At 70.6% G+C, this 18,243-nt stretch carries 13 protein-coding genes; 3 read left to right on the top strand and 10 right to left on the bottom strand.

Annotated elements, in window-relative coordinates:
* The 5 genes from ACZK5N_RS05830 to ACZK5N_RS05810 form a co-directional block, all read right to left on the bottom strand.
* On the bottom strand, nucleotides 1-1,524 hold the full coding sequence (locus ACZK5N_RS05830) for an alpha-N-arabinofuranosidase (RefSeq protein WP_459019240.1): 1,524 nt from the start codon (nucleotides 1,522-1,524) through the stop codon (nucleotides 1-3).
* A gap of 19 nt (nucleotides 1,525-1,543) precedes the next feature.
* The gene (arfA, locus tag ACZK5N_RS05825; RefSeq protein WP_459019241.1) at nucleotides 1,544-3,040 is read right to left on the bottom strand and encodes an arabinosylfuranosidase ArfA; all 1,497 of its coding nucleotides are present in this window, start codon (nucleotides 3,038-3,040) and stop codon (nucleotides 1,544-1,546) included.
* 158 nt (nucleotides 3,041-3,198) lie between these two features.
* Nucleotides 3,199-4,227, bottom strand: a complete 1,029-nt coding sequence (locus ACZK5N_RS05820) for a LacI family DNA-binding transcriptional regulator (protein ID WP_459019242.1) — start codon at nucleotides 4,225-4,227, stop codon at nucleotides 3,199-3,201.
* Nucleotides 4,228-4,300: 73 nt separating this feature from the next.
* Entirely contained in the window at nucleotides 4,301-5,131 is an 831-nt protein-coding gene (locus ACZK5N_RS05815; RefSeq protein ID WP_459019243.1) for a DNA-formamidopyrimidine glycosylase family protein, read from the bottom strand.
* Nucleotides 5,124-9,695 (bottom strand): DEAD/DEAH box helicase, encoded by a 4,572-nt coding sequence (locus ACZK5N_RS05810; RefSeq protein WP_459019244.1) that lies wholly within the window; start codon nucleotides 9,693-9,695, stop codon nucleotides 5,124-5,126. Before ACZK5N_RS05810 ends, ACZK5N_RS05815 begins: the two co-directional genes overlap by 8 nt.
* Nucleotides 9,696-9,862: 167 nt before the next feature.
* Between ACZK5N_RS05810 and ACZK5N_RS05805 the strand changes: the two genes are divergently transcribed.
* Entirely contained in the window at nucleotides 9,863-10,807 is a 945-nt protein-coding gene (locus ACZK5N_RS05805) for a type IV toxin-antitoxin system AbiEi family antitoxin (RefSeq protein ID WP_459019245.1), read from the top strand.
* Between the two features lie 155 nt (nucleotides 10,808-10,962).
* Entirely contained in the window at nucleotides 10,963-11,406 is a 444-nt protein-coding gene (locus ACZK5N_RS05800) for a VOC family protein (protein ID WP_459019246.1), read from the top strand.
* A 3-nt stretch (nucleotides 11,407-11,409) separates the two neighbouring features.
* Here ACZK5N_RS05800 and ACZK5N_RS05795 read toward each other — a convergent pair whose 3' ends face one another.
* The 4 genes from ACZK5N_RS05795 to pyrR are packed head-to-tail and all read right to left on the bottom strand — an operon-like array spanning nucleotide 11,410 to nucleotide 15,309.
* On the bottom strand, nucleotides 11,410-12,528 hold the full coding sequence (locus ACZK5N_RS05795; protein WP_459019247.1) for a glycoside hydrolase family 32 protein: 1,119 nt from the start codon (nucleotides 12,526-12,528) through the stop codon (nucleotides 11,410-11,412).
* A 47-nt stretch (nucleotides 12,529-12,575) separates the two neighbouring features.
* Entirely contained in the window at nucleotides 12,576-13,844 is a 1,269-nt protein-coding gene (locus ACZK5N_RS05790; protein WP_459019248.1) for a dihydroorotase, read from the bottom strand.
* A complete protein-coding gene (locus ACZK5N_RS05785) occupies nucleotides 13,841-14,773 on the bottom strand; it encodes an aspartate carbamoyltransferase catalytic subunit (RefSeq protein ID WP_459019249.1) in 933 nt (310 codons plus the stop codon). The genes ACZK5N_RS05790 and ACZK5N_RS05785 overlap by 4 nt, the downstream gene beginning before the upstream one ends.
* Nucleotides 14,770-15,309, bottom strand: a complete 540-nt coding sequence (gene pyrR, locus ACZK5N_RS05780; protein WP_459019250.1) for a bifunctional pyr operon transcriptional regulator/uracil phosphoribosyltransferase PyrR — start codon at nucleotides 15,307-15,309, stop codon at nucleotides 14,770-14,772. The genes ACZK5N_RS05785 and pyrR overlap by 4 nt, the downstream gene beginning before the upstream one ends.
* A gap of 93 nt (nucleotides 15,310-15,402) precedes the next feature.
* Here pyrR and ACZK5N_RS05775 point away from each other — a divergent pair, with 93 nt between their 5' ends.
* Nucleotides 15,403-15,603 (top strand): hypothetical protein, encoded by a 201-nt coding sequence (locus ACZK5N_RS05775; protein WP_459019251.1) that lies wholly within the window; start codon nucleotides 15,403-15,405, stop codon nucleotides 15,601-15,603.
* Between the two features lie 14 nt (nucleotides 15,604-15,617).
* Here ACZK5N_RS05775 and pepN read toward each other — a convergent pair whose 3' ends face one another.
* Nucleotides 15,618-18,209 (bottom strand): aminopeptidase N, encoded by a 2,592-nt coding sequence (pepN, locus tag ACZK5N_RS05770; protein ID WP_459019252.1) that lies wholly within the window; start codon nucleotides 18,207-18,209, stop codon nucleotides 15,618-15,620.
* Nucleotides 18,210-18,243 lie beyond the last annotated feature (34 nt).

The raw sequence follows: 18,243 nt of genomic DNA, 5'->3' as shown, positions 1-18,243 counted from the left end.
TCAGCCCAGCGTCAGGGTGAGGGTGACGAAGCTGTGCGGGGGGAGTTCGACTTCCAGCACGCCGTCGACGGGGGTGCCGACTGGGAGATCGGCGGGGGCGACGGCCTCTGGTGTGGTGGCGGTGTTGTGCTCCGCGATGGCGCTGGCGGTGAGGATCCTTCCGCTCACGCGGGCCACGGTGCGGCCGCGTAGGTCGAGGCGGAGGGTCCGGGGGGTTTCGAGGTCGAGGTTGGACAGTGAGATCAGGGCCGTGCCGTCTTTCGTGCTGGCGGAGGCGGACACGAGCGGCACGGTGCTGGGGCCGACCTGGCGGGTGGGCAGCGGTTCGCCGGTCCAGGCGATGGTGAGGGTGTCGGCGTCGTGGTGGCCTTTGTTCATCTCGAACACGTGGTAGGTGGGCGTTTTGATGAGGGTGTCGCCGTCGGTGAGGAGGACGGCCTGGAGCACGTTGACGGTCTGGGCGATGTTGGCCATGACGAGCCGGTCGGCGTGGCGGTGGAAGGAGTCGAAGTGCACCGAGGCGACGAGGGCGTCGCGCATGGTGTTCTGCTGGTAGAGGAAGCCGGGGTTGGTGCCGGGTTCGACGGCGAACCAGGTGCCCCATTCGTCGAGGACCAGCCCGATGCGCTTGGTGGGGTCGTAGACGTCCATGACGTTGCCGTGGCGGGTGAGGAGTTCGTCGATTCGCCATGCTGCTGCCATGGTGGCGTAGTAGGTGTCGGTGTCGAAGTCGGTGGCGGACTTTTTGTCGTCGAAGCCGGTGGGCATTGTGTAGTAGTGCAGGGAGATGGCGTCGAAGAAGTGGCGGGGGTTGCAGCCGCAGCCGAGGTCGCCGAGGGTTTTCATGAGTGTTTCGGTCCAGTGGTAGTCGTCGACGTTGGCGCCGCCGGCGATCTTGTAGAGCGTGTTGCCGTCGTGGTCGCGGCAGTAGGTGGAGTATTGGCGGGCGAGGTCGGTGTAGTACTCGGCGCGCATGTTGCCGCCGCAGCCCCAGGATTCGTTGCCGATGCCGAAGTATGTGACCTTCCACGGCTCGTCGCGACCGTTCTGTCGGCGGAGCTCGGACATGGGTGCGGCGCCGGAGCGGGTGAGGTATTCGATCCAGTCGGCCATCTCGCGGACGGTGCCGGAGCCGACGTTGCCGCAGATGTAGGGCTCGGTGCCGAGCTGGTCGACGAGGTCCATGAATTCGTGGGTGCCGAAGGAGTTGTCTTCGACGACGTTGCCCCAGTGGGTGTTGACCACGGAGGGGCGGTCTTCGCGAGGGCCGACGCCGTCTTGCCAGTGGTATTCGTCGGCGAAGCAGCCTCCGGGCCAACGGAGGTTGGGGATGTCGATGCCCTTCAGCGCCTCGACGACGTCGGTGCGGATGCCGCGGACGTTGGGGATGGGGGAGTCCTCTCCGACGAAGATGCCGCCGTAGATGCAGTGGCCGAGGTGCTCGGCGAAGTGGCCGTAGACGTGCCGGGAGATGGCCGGCCCGGTGACGTCGAGGTTGATGACAGCTGTCAGGTCAGTGCTCATGCTGGTCGTGTTCCTTGTCTCAGTGGGCCAGCCGGACCATCGCCCACGACGTGGGGGGCAGGTCCAGGGTCAGGGTGGTGCCGGTCACGGCGGCGGATTCGAGGGGGCGGGGGGCGACGGTGGTGTCGTCCTCCGGGCTGGCCTGCCACAGCGGGTCGGCGTGGTTGAGAACCACGGCGTCCGCGATGGTGGCGCCGGCGGGCACCTCGCAGGCGACACTCACGGTGTCGGTGGCGTGGCGGTTGACGAGGAACACTGCGCCCTCGGTCTCTGCCCAGGTGGCGACGGCGTCGACGGCCTGCACCCGGCCGAACTCCACGCTGTCGATGGTGGGGCCGTCGATGACGACCCGCAGCACCTCGCCCTGGGCGTACTTCGAGGTCAGCGCGAATGGGTGGAAGATGGTCTGCTTCCAGACCGGGCCACCGGGCTCGGCCATGATCGGCGCGATCACGTTCACCAGCTGGGCCTGGCTGGCGGACCATACCCGATCCGTGTGGCGCAGCAGCGAGATCAGCAGGTTGCCGACCACCACCGCGTCGGCCACGCTGTAGTGATCCTCCAACAGCCGCGGCGCCACGGGCCAATCGTCACCGGTGGGGGGCTTCGACGGGGTGCGGTCCTGGTACCAGACGTTCCACTCGTCGAACGAGATGCCGATGGTCTTCTCGCTCTTGCGGGCGGTGGCGACGGCGTCGGCGGTGGCCGCGACCGAGGCGATGAACCGGTCCATGTCCTCGGCGGAGACCAGGAACTCCTGCAAGCCGGCGTCCCTGACCCAGTAGTAGGCATGCGCCGACACCATGTCCACCTGATCCCACGCCTCGGTGAGCACGGTGCGCTCCCACTCTCCGAACGTCGGCATCGACCGGCCCGACGAGCCACAGGCCACCATCTCCAGGCCAGGGTCGATCATCCGCATCGCGCGGGCTGTCTCGGTGGCCAGCCTCGCGTACTCCTCGGCGGTCTTGTGACCGATCTGCCACGGGCCGTCCATCTCGTTGCCCAGGCACCACATCCTGACCCGGTACGGCTCCTCGGCGCCGTTGGCGCGGCGCTGGTCGGCGAAGTGGGAGCCTCCGGGCACGTTGCAGTACTCCAGCAGGTCCAGCGCCTCCTGGACACCACGGGTGCCGAGGTTGACCGCCATCATCGGCTCGATCCCGGCCTTCGCCGCCCAGGCCATGAACTCGTCGGTGCCGAACGTGTTCGGGTCCGTGGAGTGCCAGGCCAGGTCCAGGCGGGCGGGGCGCTCGTCGACCGGCCCGACGCCGTCCTCCCAGCGGTAGCCGGAGACGAAGTTGCCGCCCGGGTAGCGCACCGTCGAGACGCCGAGTTCGCGAACCAGGTCCAGGACATCGCCGCGGAAGCCCTGCTCGTCCGCGGTCGGGTGGCCGGGCTCGAAAATGCCGGTGTAGACACAGCGCCCGAGGTGCTCGACGAACGAGCCGAACGTGCGTCGGCGAACCGGTCCCACGGTGTAGGCGGGGTTGATGACGAGGCGTGCAACGCTCATGGGGACGGCTCCTTCGCCGGTCAGGTCATTTCATCGATGTAATACATGATGACACGACCCGATCGAGGCGGTCAAGACGCATTAACCAGTGATCCTCTCGTGCCCGCACGGCGTTGGGGGAGGCGGGCATCGACAGCACGGCCATCGATTACCCTGCGTCAGGGGAGTGCCGGCGCCGATTGGCGAAGGATGAGTTCGTATTCTGCGTAGATGCGCTGAATGGGGCGACGGGACTCGGGGGAGACGCTGGATTCCGCGATCCGCTGCTGCAGAAGTTCCACCGCTCGCGAGGCGATCTCGGCTCGGCCAGGCGCGATCGTGGTCAGGGTCGGGCGGGTGTATGCGGCATCCTCGATGTCGTCGAAACCGACGACTGCCACCTCTGCGGGCACGTCCACCCGATGGGAACTCAGGCTGTGGAGGACGCCCATCGCCAATGCGTCGTTGAGCGCGAAGACGGCGTCGAAGGGTTCGCCGCTGGCGAGGAGAGAATCCATGGCCTGCGCGCCAGTGTTGCGGTGCCACTCCTGTGCCACGCACAGCAGCTTCTCGTCGACGGGGACGCCCGCCTCCTGCATCGCCGCGCGGTAGCCCTGTTCGCGGAGGGCGGCGGAACCGACGACTTCTCCAGGGTGCGTCCCCACCACCGCTATGCGGCGATGCCCCGTGGCGAGGAGATGCCGTGTGGCAGCCTTGGCCGCCTCGACGTTGCTCATGGTGATGTGGTCGTTCGTGGAGCCGAATACCCGTTCGCCCAGAAGTACCAGCGGGAAGTCGACCCTGAACTGGTGGATGTCGTCCTGGCCCAACGCGAGGGGGGAGAAGATCAGCCCGTCGGTCATGAAGCGTCGCTGGCCGTGGAGGACATCGATCTCGCGGTCCCGGTCTGCGTTGGTCTGTTCGATCAGGACGCGCAGTCCCAGCTTCTCCGCCTCCACGATCACGGAGTCGGCGAGCTCGGCGAAGTACGGCAGCTTCAGCTCCGGGAGGGCCAGCCCGATCAGCCCGGTCTTGCCCTTGCGGAGGTTTCGGGCGGTGATGTTGAGTTCGTAGCCCAACTTGTCGATGGCCTGCTCGACCTTCTTGCGGGTCGAGGCGCTGACGTGTGGGTGTGCATTGACGACGTTGGAGACGGTCTTGGCAGACACGCCCGCGAGCCGAGCGACATCCTGCATTGTCGCTGCCATGAGCAACCCCTTCGCGAGCCGGCTGTTTACATCGATGATCATCCCACACTGCGGGCCGGCCCGCACAGATGGATCAGAGCACCGGTTGGCAGATGGGGCACCACCAGATGACGCGCTCCTGACCTGCCCGGGGATCGGCCACCGACGTCGCCCCACCCAATGTGCCGGCTTCGATGGCGGTGCCACACCGTCGGCAGGGGCGGCCCCTGCGCCCGAACACGTAGCTCGTGTGCCCCGGCCGGTGGTCGCCGGTGAACGTGCGCACGGGGCTGTCGAGGTTGCTCCTCATGACGAGCCCCGCCAGGTCGACGGCGGCCGCCGCGTCCGTGGACCGTACCGGTGTGGCCGGATGGATCCCGCGGAGGAAGCAGATCTCCGCGCGGTACTCGTTGCCGACGCCGGCGAGGACGCGCTGGTCAATAAGCGCCTCGCCGATCGTGCGCTCAGGGGCCCGGCAGACGCGACGGAGGGCCTCGTCGCGGCCTGAGGGCTGCCAGCGGCCGGCCGTCAGCCAGTCATCGGCCAGGGGATCAGGCCCCAGGTGGCCCATGCGCGCGTCGAACTCGTCGGCCGGCCACAGTTCGACGAGGCCCAGATCGTGGCCGACGAGCTCGATGTCGCCGGTGACCCGCACCACAAGACGCGCAGTGTGGGAAGGCAGGCTCCACCTCTGACCGACGGGGTGGAGACGCCAGGTGCCCTCCATCCGCAGGTGCGTGTGCAGGATCCGCTCGTCGCATCGCCAGAACAGGTGCTTGCCGTGGGCCCACACGCGCGTGATCGTCGCGCCGGTGAGGCTGGCTGTCGCGAGCCGCGGGACCCGGAACTGGCTGTAGTCGATCCTCCGTCCCACCAGCGGTTGGAGGCGTCGCGAGAGCCGCCAGACGGAGTCTCCCTCAGGCACCGCGCGCCTCGAGGACGATGCCCTTGGGGGAGATCTTGCCACCGGCCTCCCGGAGCGCGGCCTCCAGGCCGGAGGCGCCGACGCGGTGTCCGTCGATCTCCTCGATGCGCAGCCGCTCCATGCGGCCCTCGGCGATGGCGCCGAGTAGCGCGCGCGCCACCAGGCGGGCGCGGTCCGGGCGGGTCTCCGCGTCGGCGAAGAGCGTCAAGGTGCGTCCGCCCCGGGTCAGATGGGCCAGGCACACGCCGTCGGCCAACACCACGAGAGCCCCCGCCGCCCGAGCCGGGCGGGCCGTCGGATGATCGGGCCAGGGCAGGATGCTGCCGTAGGGGTTCGCCGGATCCAGGGCGGCCAGGACGATGGCGCCCGGATCCTCGACGCCCGAGGGCCAGTCGGTGCGGTCCGGAGAGTCCGCGAACGTCCTGACCTGTTCGATCACGTCGCGTGTGGTGAACTGGGCGCCGCCGAGGCCCTCGACGACGTAGCCGCGCACCACCTTCCCGGCCACCTCCAGTTCCGCCAGCAGCCGATAGGCCGCCGCGAACCCGCCGGGCGTGCCGTCGGCGGTGACGCCGCCGCGGGTGACGACGCCGTGGCGCTCGAGCCAGGACGAGGCCGTGGCCAGCGCAGCGTCACCGGGGGCGAGCTCGGGATCGCGGACGCGGTACCAGCGGCCCGTCCCGGTGGGCGGCGTGAGCGTGCCTCCACCATCGAGGAGCGCGCGGGTGGGCCTGGGCAGACGGGCCCTGCGCCGGGGCGAGGGGCGTCTCGCCTTGTGCGCCCCTCGCGTGGTGCCGCCGACCCGTGCCCTGACCGGGGACATCGAGGCGGGCGCCGCCACGCCCTGTTCCACGGCTCGCCACAGGGCGTCGGCCAGGTCCGCGGACGCGCCGTCGGGATGCGACGCGCGGAGGGCCGCGAACGTTCCGTCGCCGTCGGCGAGGCGTTGCGCCAGGATGACTGTGTCCTCATCGGGCGGCGCGTCGGGCCGTGCGATGAGGTCCAGGTCCGACGCCGGGACCAGCGCGATGAGGGGGTCGTTCGGGCCGGCCGAGCCGCGGCCGCGGACGACCACCTCGGACTCCGCCAGGAGCGCGTCGAGGTGGGCGGGGGAGTAGCCCCTGAGCCTGGCGGGCAGGATTTGCGTCTCCCAGGCGCTAGCCGGAAGGGCGACGCCAGCGAGTCTCTGCAGGGCCATCAGCACCTCGTCGGGGCCGGAGGGCGGCCGGTCGTCCACCTGGTGGATGGCGGCCAGGAACCTGGCGTAGCCGGTGCGGGAGACGGGCTGCAGCTCGGCCCGGGCCCTGGCCAGGCTGCGGGCGCGAAGCCGGCGGAGGACCTCCGGGTCCACATACTCGGCGTCGGTGATGCCAGGGGTGAACCGCCCCACCGTGAGCCTCCGCGCGCCGGACTCGCGATCCAGCACCAGGCCCACCGTGGCCGGGCCGAGGCCGAGCGCCCGGGCTACCTCCTCTGCGGTGAATGGGCCGTGTGTTCTGGCGAAGCGGGCCACGAGCTGGGTGAGGGGGTCGCGGCCCGGGGCGACCGCCGGCGCGGAGTAGCCCGCCGGGAGGGGGATGCCGAGAGCGTCGCGGAGTAGCGCGAGGTCTGAGGCGGCCACCAGGTGCGGCTCGCCTGCCAGCCGCACCACCGCGACCCTGGTGCCCAGCGAGGCCACGGCGTCGTCGATGTCCGCGAGGCTGGTCCGCTCGACGAGGGCCGACCACGGGATGGGCCCGAGCAGTCGGGGCAGCTCGGCCAGGTCGTCGGGCGTGGTGGCTCGGCGGGTCGGCGCGGTGTGTTGGAGCTCGGCCACCACGTCGGCGACGACGTCCGGGTCCAGCAGGTCGCGGAGATCCAGGGTGCCGAGCGCGGCGGCGAGCAGCTCGGGATCCATGGACAGCATGGCGGCGCGGCGCTCGGCCAGGGGGGTGTCGCCGTCGTAGAGGAACGCACCGGAATAGCGGAAGAGGAGTGTCGCGGCGAAGGGGCTGGGCTGCTCGGTGACCACCTCCACGAGCCTCACCCCGCCGGCGCGGATGGCGCGGGTCAGGGCGACGAGCCCGGGCAGGTCGTAGACGTCCTGCGTCACCTCGCGCACCGTCTCGATGATGATGGGGAAGCGGGGGTGGTGGCGGGCCACCTCAAGGAGTTGCGCGGCGCGCTGGCGCTGCTGCCACAGCGGCGCCCGGCGGCCCGGGGTGCGCCGGGGCAGCAGCAGGGCACGTGCGGCGCACTCTCTGAAGCGCCCGGCGAACAGGGCCGTGCCGCCCACCTGGCTGGTGACGATCTCGGCCACGTCGTCGGCCTCCGCGACGAGCAGCTCCGGGAGCCTGTCGACGGCGTCGCAGTCCGGGAGCCTCAGGACGATGCCGTCGTCGGAGGCCACCGGTTGCACGTCGACACCGGCCGCCCGCGACAGCGACTCCGCCATCACCAGGGACCACGCGCCCAGCAGCCGGCGCCCCAACGGGGAGTGCACGACGACCCGCCAGTCGCCCAGCTCGTCGCGGAACCGCTCGATCACCACCGTCGACTCGTCCGGCAGCGCCCCTGTCGCAGCCCGCTGCTCGGCGATGTAGGTGGCGAGGTTCGTGCGGGTGTGGGAGTCCACGTAGGGCCGGTCCAGCCGGTCCGTGGCGCGGGCCACCTCGCGGTGCAGCATGCCGATCTGGCGCCCGAGTTCCGCCGGGCGCCCCTCGTCGTCGCCACGCCAGAAGGGAAGCCGGCCCGTCCTGCCGGGCGCAGGGGTGACTCTCACCTGGTCACGGGTGATCTCCTCGATCCGCCACGCGGAGGCGCCGAGGGTGAACACGTCGCCGACGCGGGATTCGTGCACCATCTCCTCATCCAACTCGCCGACGCGGCGGGCGCCGGCCTCGTCGCCCACCAGGAACACGCCGAACATGCCGCGGTCCGGGATGGTGCCGCCGGAGGTGGCGGCCAGGCGGAGCGCGCCCGGGCGGGGGTAGAGGCGGCCGTCGTCGCCGTGGATCAGCCTCGCCCTCAGCTCGCCGAAGTCCGCCGACGGGTAGGCGCCGGTGAGCAGTTCGACGACGGAGTCCAGCAGCGAGCGGTCCAGGCGGGCGTAGGGATGCGCGCGGGTCACGGTGGCGAACCAGGCGTCGAGGTCGAGGCCGGTCTCACCTGCGGCGGCCGTGGCCGCAACGGTCTGCTGCGCCAGCACGTCGAGCGGGTGGCGCGGGACGGTCAGCTCCTCGATCTGCCCGGCCAGCATCCGCTCGGTGGTGACGACAGCCGGCGCGAGGTCTCCACGGTGCAGGGGGTAGACCTCGCCCGATGACACGGCCCCCACCATGTGCCCGGCACGCCCGATCCGCTGTAGCGCGCTCGCCACCGACGGTGGCGCGCCCACCTGGATCACGCGGTCCACCGCCCCCATGTCGATGCCCAGCTCCAGCGAACTGGTGGCCACCACGCAGCGCAACTCGCCCGACTTCAGCGCGGCCTCGATCTCGGCTCGCGCCTCCTTGCTCACCGAGCCGTGGTGGGCCCGCGCGATCACCAGGGGTGCCCCGCGGACGGTGTCCACGGGGGCCATCACCTGGGCCGGGGGCTTGTCCGGCTTGTCGGGCAGCGTCTCGGGGGCGTGCTCGGCGGCCCACAACTCGTTGAGCCGACCGGTCAGCCGCTCGGCCACCCTCCGTGAGTTGGTGAAGACCAGCGTCGAGCGGCCTGCGCTGACGGTCTCGTAGACCTCCTGTTCGATGTGTGGCCACACCGACGACGTGGGCGGGGCGTCCACCGCGAGGGTGTCGGTGCCGGGGCCGCCGAGCAGCGGATCCGTGGGCTGCGGCGCGTTCGGCGGTGGGCCCGGGTCAGTGATGTCCTCGACGGGCAGCCGCACCTGGACGTCCCACTCCTTGTGGGAAGGGGGTGCGACGACGGAGACCGTGCGGTCGCCGCCCAGGAACGCCGCCACCCGCTCAATGGGCCGCACGGTGGCGGACAGGGCCACGCGCTGCACGTCGTGCCCCACCAGAGCATCGAGGCGCTCCAGGCTGAGCGCCAGGTGGCTGCCGCGCTTGGTGCCCGCCACGGCGTGGATCTCGTCGACGATGATCGTCTCGACGCCGGTGAGGGTGGCTCGCGCCGAACTGGTGAGCATGAGATAGAGCGACTCGGGCGTCGTGATGAGGATGTCCGGCGGCCGCCGCACCAGGGCGGCGCGTTCGCGGGAGGAGGTGTCGCCGCTGCGGACGCCGACGCTGATGTCCGGAAACGGCATGCCCAGGCGTTCGGCGGTGAGCCGGATTCCGGTGAGCGGGGCGCGGAGGTTGCGCTCCACGTCGACCCCCAGCGCCTTGAGCGGCGACACGTAGACGACGGTGGTGCCGGGCGTCCGCGGCCGTGAAGCCAACCGGTCCAGCGCCCAGAGGAACGCCGCCAGCGTCTTGCCCGACCCGGTCGGCGCGACGACGAGCGCGTGCTCCCCGCGGGCGATCGTCGCCCAGGCCTCCGCCTGCACCGCCGTCGGCCCGGCGAACACGCCCTCGAACCACCCGCGCGTGGGCGCGGAGAACAGGTCGAGGGGCTCCGTCATGCCGGCAAGTCTGCCACCGCCCGCCGACACTCCAGCGTCGGTTCTAGCCGGGACTGCCCGGTCAGAACCGACGCTGGAGCGGGGGGGTGTTGTCCATCTGATCCAGGTGTTGTCCGTGTGGGCGTGCACCGGCCTGGTCCTCGTCCGGGCCGGACACACTCGCCTGCATGCGCCGCGCCCAGCAGCTGTCCCCAGGGCTCATTAGGGTGGCCGCGGACCAGGCCGGTGCTCTGACCGCGCAGCAGGTGCTCGGCGACGGGGTCACCCGCCATGGGTTGGCGCGCCTGAGCAGGGGCTGGACGAGGGTCGCCGACGGCCTGTACATCACCAGGGACGCGACCTGGGAGACGGCGGCCTGGTCAGGTCTACTGAGGGGCGGCGTGAGCGCCACCCTGAGCGGCGCCGCAAGCGCGTATCTGCACGGCGTCCTTCGCGACGCACCGTCGGAGTTGGAGGTGTGGGCGCCGGCGCACCGCGACGACATCACAGTGGGCGCCTACCAAGTGCGCTTCAGGCGGGGCCTGCGCACGCCACGAGGGCACTTCCGGCGCTCCTGCGTGGAAGAGGCGATCCTGGACCTGGCGAATCGGTCCGACGAGGACTCGACGGTGGCCGCCCTGACCGCCGCCTTGGCGCGGGGTAAGTCGGTCCCGTCGAAGATCGTCGCCGCCCTGGATGCCCGAAGTCGCACGCGGCACTCCGCGCTCATCCGCGAACTCTGTGGCTCGGCTGCTGACGGAATCGAGAGCGCTTTGGAGTGGCGGTTCCACCGGCGGGTGCTCGTGCCGCACGGATTGCCGATTCCAGAACGCCAGGTCAAGAAGGCGGCGGGTCGGACGGACACGCTCTACGTGGAGGAGTCGATGATCGTGGAACTCGACGGCATGCGGGATCACCGCGACTGGTCCAAGGACATGATGCGCGACAACGAGCACGCAATCAGCGAGGACCTGCTCACGCTCCGCTACGGCTGGGGCGCCGTGGTCCAGTCGGCGTGCACCGTCGCGCGCCAGGTCGGCGCGGCACTCGCTGCCCGTGGCTGGACCGGAACGGTGGGTGCATGCGCGAGGTGCCCCGCGGAGGAACCCAGTGTCGGTTCTAGCCGGGTCTGACCGGTCAGAACCGACGCTGGAACCTGTCAGTTGCGTAGGCGGCCTCCGCTTCGGCACCAGCGGCCGACGAAGGGACTTCCGTCCCCGTCGACACCCCGGACGAGCCCATCTGGCAAAATCGACTGCAACCCGGCACCAAGTCGATTGGATCCGTCATGCGCCTCACGACCACGCTCTGGTTTGCTACCGAGGCGGAGCGCGCGGCCACGCGCTACGTCGAGATCTTCGGCGGGATGCCGCCCCGTGTGCAGCTGGGGCCGGACGGTGCTGTGCTGATGGTGGATTTCACCGTCCTCGGGTGCCACTTCACCGCCATGAACGGCGCCCGGGTCGCGCCCAGCGAGGCCATCTCGTTCCAGGTCCCCTGTGACACGCAGGAACAGATCGACACCTTCTCCGACGCCCTGATCGGCGAGTCCGGCGAGCAACAGGCCTGCGGGTGGCTGCGCGACGAGTTCGGCGTGTCCTGGCAGATCCTCCCGGCCGAGCTCCCCACGCTCATGGCGGATCCCGAATGGGGCGGGCACGTGAGGCGCGAACTCCTCACCATGCGACGGATCGAACTCCGCAGGTTGCTGGCCGCCGGCCACGTCGAGTGACCGTCAGCGCGTAGGCCCTCCGAGGATTCCGCGGCCTCCGATCACTTCGATGACCTCGTCATCCAGCACCACCTCGACGGCGTCGCCGTCGTAGGGCATGGCGGCCGTGATCGCGGGCGTGCAGAGGCGAAGCTCCCCGTCGACTGCCTCCAGGCGCACGCCCTCGGCGGGTTCGAGCAGCCCCTCCGGCATCCACGTGAAGCGCTCTGCCGTCCCCGGAGAGGCGTGACGGCCAAGGTCCGGATGCGGGGTCGCAATGAGCCGGCCGTCCACCACGCTCAGCACATAGGGGATCGACAGGCAGCCAGTCCAGCCGTCGCCACTTACCTCACGCATCCACGACATCATGCAGGGCCGCCCTTCGGCGTCGCGGAAGACGGTGGGCGCGTAGTAGGTGCCGTAGCTGAGGCGACCCCAGGACCGGGCGGTGAAACGCCCGCCGCTGAAGTCTCCCAGCGCGTAGCCGGCGTAGTGCAGCTCTCCGTTCTCCCACACCGAGGTGAGCATCACCCAGGTGCCGTCCACCTCGATCACCTGCGGGCACTCCCACAGGGCGCCCATCCAGGCGCCGTCGGTCTCGTCCTTGTGGCGGCTGAGCGCCACGCCGTCGTAGGTCCAGGTCTCGCCGTCGGTTGAGACATACCCGTGCATCATGGCGTGCCCCGACGCGGAATCCGAGCCCACCATCATGCGCCAGAGATCGCCGTCGCGCAGGACGAAGGGGTCGCGGAAGTCCTTGATGCCGAGGCCCTCCGGCTTCTCCGCGACGACCGGGCCCTTGGCCCAGGCGCGCAACCCGTCATCGAGCGGCCGAGCGGTGCGGATCACGGCCCACCCCAGCACGGGTTCGCGGGCCGAGGTGTAGTAGGCGATCGGGCCGCGTTCGTCCACGACGATGCACCCCGTCCAGACGCCCTCGTCTCCGTCTCCCGGCTCCAGGGCCGAGCCCACATAACTCAGGCTGACGAGGTCCTCGCCGACGGCGTGTCCCCAGTGAATGCCCTTGTCCCATGCAGTCGACGACGGTGCGTGTTGGTGGAACAGGTGGTAGCCGTCCGGCCGGTGGACGATCCCGTGCGGGTCGTTCAACCAGCCGCCGGGGGAGCGGTAGTGGAACCTCATACGCCGAGCCTAGAGCGAACGGCGGGGCGTCGTGCCGCGACCGCCCGTCAAGCCCTCCGGAAGGTCTCCCGCCCGCGCAGGAACGTGGCCTCGACGGGGTCCGGGAGGTCGCGCCCGTGGTACGGGTTGTTGCGGCTCAAGGACGCGGAGGCGTTGCGATCCACCGTCGAACGCCGCGCAGGGTCCACCAGCACCACGTTGGCGGGCTCGCCCACGGCGAGGGGCCGCCCCTGACCGGCGAGCCGCGCGATCCGGGCGGGGGCATGGCTCATGCGCTCGGCTACCGACGCCCAGTCCATCCGGCCGGTCAGCACCATCGTCTCCATCACTGCGGACAGTGCCTGCTCGAGTCCGAGCATGCCCGGCTTGGCGTCGATGAACGCGTGGTCCTTGTCCTGGGGCGCGTGCGGGGCATGGTCGGTGCCCACCACGTCGATGGTGCCGTCGGCCAACGCCGCGCGCAGGGCCTCGATGTGCTCCGACGTGCGCAGCGGGGGATTGACCTTGTAGACGGTGTCGTAGTTCACCAACTCCTCGGTGCCGAGCAGCAGGTGGTGCGGGGTCACCTCGGCGGTGACGTCGATGCCGCGCGCCTTCGCCCAGCGCACCACGTCGACGCCCTCGGCGCTGGTGACGTGGCACACGTGCAGCCGCGACCCCGTCGCCTCGGCGAGCATCGCGTCGCGGGCGATGATCGTGGCCTCGGCCACGGGCGGCCAGCCACCCAGCCCGAGGCGTCCGGACAGCTCGCCCTCGTGGCAGCACGCACCCGGCCCGGCGAGGTTGGAGTCCTGCGAGTGCTGGGCGATCACCCCACCGAACGGCTTGACCCACTCCAGCGCCCGCCGCATCAGCGCAGCGTTCTGGACGCACATGCCGTCGTCGGAGAACACGGTGACCCGGGCTCGGGAGCGGTTCATCAGGCCGAGCTCGGCCAGTTCCTCGCCGCGGAGGCCCTTCGAGATGGCCCCGATGACCGCCACGTCCACCAGCCCCGCCGCGACACCGAGGCCGTGCACGTGCTCGGCCCGTTCGGCGGTGTCGGTGACCGGGGTGAGGTTGGCCATGGCCAGGACGGCGGTGAACCCGCCGCGGGCGGCGGCCCGCGAGCCGCTCAGCACGGTCTCCGTGTCCTCCCGACCCGGCTCCCGCAGGTGCGTGTGCACGTCGACCAGGCCGGGCAGCGCCAGCAGGCCGTCGCAGTCGACGACGGTGGCCTCCCGGGGCGCTGAGTCGACGAAGACTCCGTCCTGCATGACGAGGTCGCTGCGGGTGCCGTCGGGGAGCTGTACCCCACGGAGCACGGTTGCCGTCATCTCTGTTCCTCTCCTGCGAGCAGGTGGTAGAGCACGCTCATCCGCACCGCGACCCCGGACGAGACCTGGTCGAGGATGATGGAGCGCGCCGAGTCGGCTGCTGCCGACGAGATCTCCAGGCCGCGGTTCATCGGTCCGGGGTGCGCGATACAGGCGGTGTCCTTGAGCATGGCCAGCCGACGCGGCGTGAGGCCGTAGCCGTCGATGTACTCGCGTTCCGAGGGGAAGAATCCGCCGCTCATGCGCTCCCGCTGCACGCGCAGCATCATCACCACGTCCGCCTCCGCCAACACCGGGTCGAGCTCGTGGCTGACGTCCACGCCCCACGTCTCCACGCCGGGCGGCAGCAGGGTGGGCGGCGCGACCAGCACGACGGAGGCGCCGAGCTTGGCCATCAGCAGCACGTTGGAGCGCACCACGCGCGAGTGGAGCAGGTCGCCGGTGATCGCGACGCGCTTGCCGGCGAGCTCGCCCAGGCCGTGCCCGGCCAGATGCCGCCGCATCGCGTGGGCGTCCAGCAGCGCCTGGGTGGGGTGCTCGTGCATGCCGTCGCCGGCGTTGATCATCGAGGCCCGTACCCAGCCGGCGGCCTGGCGCACGGCCCCGGACCCGGCGTGGCGCATGATGATCGCGTCGACGCCCATCGCGTCGAGGGTGAGGAGCGTGTCGCGCATCGACTCGCCCTTGGACACCGACGAGCCCTTCGCCGAGACGTTGATCGCGTCCGCCGAGAGCCACTTCGCGGCCAGCTCGAACGACGAGCGGGTTCGGGTGGAGTCCTCGAAGAAGAGATTGACGACGGTGCGACCGCGCAGTGCCGGCAGCTTCTTGATGGGCCGGCTCTGCACGTCGTGCATCTCCTCGGCCAGCTCCAGGATGGAGGTGATCTCCTCGACGCTGAGGTCGGCGATGCTGAGCAGGTGCTTCACGGGGCCGTCCGTTCGATCGTGACCAGGTCTTCGCCGTCCAATTCCCGCACGGCCACGCGCACCCGCTCGTCCCGCGCGGTGGGCAGGTGCTTGCCCACGACGTCGGCCTGGATGGGCAGCTCCCGATGCCCCCGGTCGACGAGCGTGACCAGTTGGATGGCGCGGGGGCGTCCGAGGTCCGCCAAGGCGTGCAGCGCGGCCTGGACGGTCCGGCCGGAGTAGAGCACGTCGTCGACGAGCACCACCACCTTGCCGTCGACGCTCTCCGGCAGAACGGTGCGCCCCACCGGCCGGGTGGGCTGGGCGCGCAGGTCGTCGCGGTACATGGTGATGTCGAGCCTGCCGACGGGCAGGTGGTGCCCCTGCTGCTCCGCGACCGCCGCGATCCGCTCGGCCAACGGAGCGCCGCGGGTGAGGATCCCGAGGAGGAGCACGCCGTCGCCTCCGTGGTTGCGCTCGAGGATCTCGTGGGTCATGCGGGTCAACGCGTAAGCCATCTCGTCTGCGGTCAGCACCGTCCGTGGGGCTCGTTCCATCGCACCTCCTGGTCCGTGGGAAATCTACCGCACGGGTGCCGGGGCGCGGCGGGAGGTCTGTCCGCAGTAGGTGCCATCGGATACAGTGCCCCCATGATTCTGCTCCCCCTTGAGGTCCTCCCGGGCTGGCCCCAGCCGGAGCCCGCGTCGGATCTGACCCTGCTCATGCTGACCGTCATCGGCCCTCTGGCCTTCGGGGCGGTCGTCGCGCTGCTCGCCTTCGGGCCGAAGCTCGCCCGCCGACAGCGCGAGGAACAGGCCCGCACCGAGCTGGAGCCGGTCCGCAAGGCCTGATCCCCCTGGAGGCGTCAGTGAGCCGCGAGGCTTCTGGCCTGCGCGCGGAGCGCCCGCTTGGCCTCGTCGAGGCGCTCAGTCACCGCGCGCCTGACCTGCTCGCTGGGCTCGTTGTCGGCGAGCCAGGCCTCGATGGTGGCCACCAGATCCTCGTCGGCCAGCGGCGTGGGGAACAGCCAGCGCAGGGCCGTGCCGATGGTCGCGTAGCCGCGATCCGCCCAGGTGCCTTCGCGGCGTGAGATCTTGCCCAGCAGGTCCAGGTAGGCAGCGGGGTAGGGCTCGAGCACCTCCTCCTGGCCGTAGCGCCAGAACCCCATGCACAGGGCGCGATGGGTCTCGTTGGGGATCGACGGGTCGTCAGTGGCGCGGGTCCAGGCCTCGATCTTCGCCTCGACGGTGGGCAGGGACGCCCCGGCGCCTGCGGCCTGCTCGGCCCCCGCGGACGTCTTGTCTCGCTCTAGCTCGGCGGCGATCTCGACCTCGCCGATGGCGCCCAGCTTGGCCAGCGCCGCCGTGATGGCCCAGCGCATCCCCGTGTCGATGGCCAGGCCCTCGGGCACCTCCTCCCCGACGAGCCAGCCCTTGAGCAGATCAACGCCCTCGGCCGCCCGGATGCTGGCGATGAGCGCCTTGGCGATGAGCACCTGCTCGTCGGAACCGGCGGCGCTGCCCTTGAGCAGGCGGGCCAGCCCGGCGACGAGCTTGATGTTGGCCTCGGCGCGCAGCTCGGGTGCGGTGAACGCCAGGGAGGCCGTGACCGCCTGACCCAGCAGCGTGGACACGGCCGCCATGTCCCGCTCGGTCGGGAGCCCCGCCAGCGCCAACTGCACGTAGTCCTGGGCCCGCAGTTCGGCGTCGCGCGTCATCTCCCAGAACGACGTGAACGCGACCGCGCGCGCCAGGGGATCCCTCAGGTCGCCGATGTGAGCCACCAACACGCGTGAGGACTCCGCGTCGAGGCGCACCTTGGCGTAGGTGAGGTCGCCGTCGTTGAGCAGCACCACGTCGCCCCGCTCGGCACCGACCAGCTCAGGCAGGTCCGTGCTCTCACCGTCGACGTCGACCTCGCGGTAGTGCCGGCGCGTGAGAGAACCGTCGTCATCGAGCGAGTAGAGGCCGATGCCGAGGCGGTGGGTGCGCAGCGTGGGCCACCCCGGGTGGGCGGTCTGCTGCACCGCGAACCGCGTGAACCGGCCTTCGTCGTCGACGTCGAAGTCCGGTGCCAGCGTGTTGACCCCCGAGGTCTCCAGCCACTGGGCCGAGAACCAGGACAGGTCGCGTCCGGAGGCGGCCTCCAACTCGTCCAGCAGATCCGAGAGCTCGGTGTTGCCGTAGGCGTGCTTGCGGAAGTACTGGGTCACGCCGGCGAGGAATGCGTCGCTGCCCACGAGCGAGACGAGCAGCTTCAGCACGGAGGCGCCCTTGGCGTAGGTGATGCCGTCGAAGTTCTGCTCCACCTTCTCCAGGTCCGACATGTCCGCCGCGATGGGGTGCGTGGTGGACAGCTGGTCCTGCAGGTAGGCCCAGGCCTTGCGCTCGTTGCTGAACGAGGCCCACGGGTCCGCGCCGGTGTCGAAGGCCTTCGCGATCTCGTTGTTGGCGAAGTGCGAGGCCCATTCGGCGAACGACTCGTTCAGCCAGAGGTCGTCCCACCAGCGCATGGTCACCAGGTCGCCGAACCACATGTGCGCCAGCTCGTGCAGGATCGTGTTGTCGCGGGCGTCGAGCTCGCGGCTGGTCACCCGGGACCGGAAGAGGTACTCGTCGCGGAACGTGACGCAGCCCGCGTTCTCCATGGCGCCGGCGTTGAATTCGGGCACGAAGATCTGGTCGTAGGTGCCGAACGGGTAGGCAACCCCGAACGCGTTCTCGAACACCTCGAACCCGCGCTGCGTGGTGGTGAGGATCCGGTCGACATCCAGATACTGCGCCAGCGACTGCCGGCAGGCGACGGAGGCGGGCACCTCACCGGCTGCGGAGGCGATCACGCCGCGCTGCACGTGGAACTCGCCCGCCACCAACGCGGTGATGTAGGTGGAGATCCGCGGCGTGGGTGCGTGCTCGAACCGGCCGAACCCGTCGCCGATATCGGAGGGTGCCACGCTGGGCGCGTTGGTGAACACCAGCCACTCGCTGGGGGCGAGCACGGTGAGCTGGAAGGTGGCCTTCTGGTCCGGCTGCTCGGCGGTGGCGTACATGCGCCGCGCGTCGGCCGCCTCGAACTGGGTGTAGAGGTAGGTCCGGCCGTCGGCAGGGTCGACGAAGCGGTGCAGGCCCTCGCCCGTGTTGGAGTACCGGCACACGGCGACGATCCGGATCTCGTGGGGTCCCTCCGTGAGCGGAGGCAGCGGCAGGCGGTAGCCGTCGAACGCCGAGGCGTCGAAGGGCACGCCGTCCAACGACGCCTCGCGGACCTCCTCGGCGATGAGGTCCAGGTGCGTCTCCCCGCCGTGGGCGGCCAGTGAGAGCTCGGTGGTGGAGACGAAGCTCCTCTCCGGCTCCCCGACCTCTCGGCCGGTGAGGTCGACGGTGACCCGGTACGCCACTGTCGAGATGACCCGCGACCGGGCGGTCGCTTCGTCGCGAGTGATGTTCGCCGTGGCCATGGAGTGCTCCTAGTGATGGTTCTGCGACGCCGCA

It is taken from the genome of Tessaracoccus pujii, from assembly GCF_055326215.1.
The sequence above is the reverse complement of the archived record's forward strand: the minus strand, read 5'-3'. Positions and strand labels throughout refer to the sequence as shown.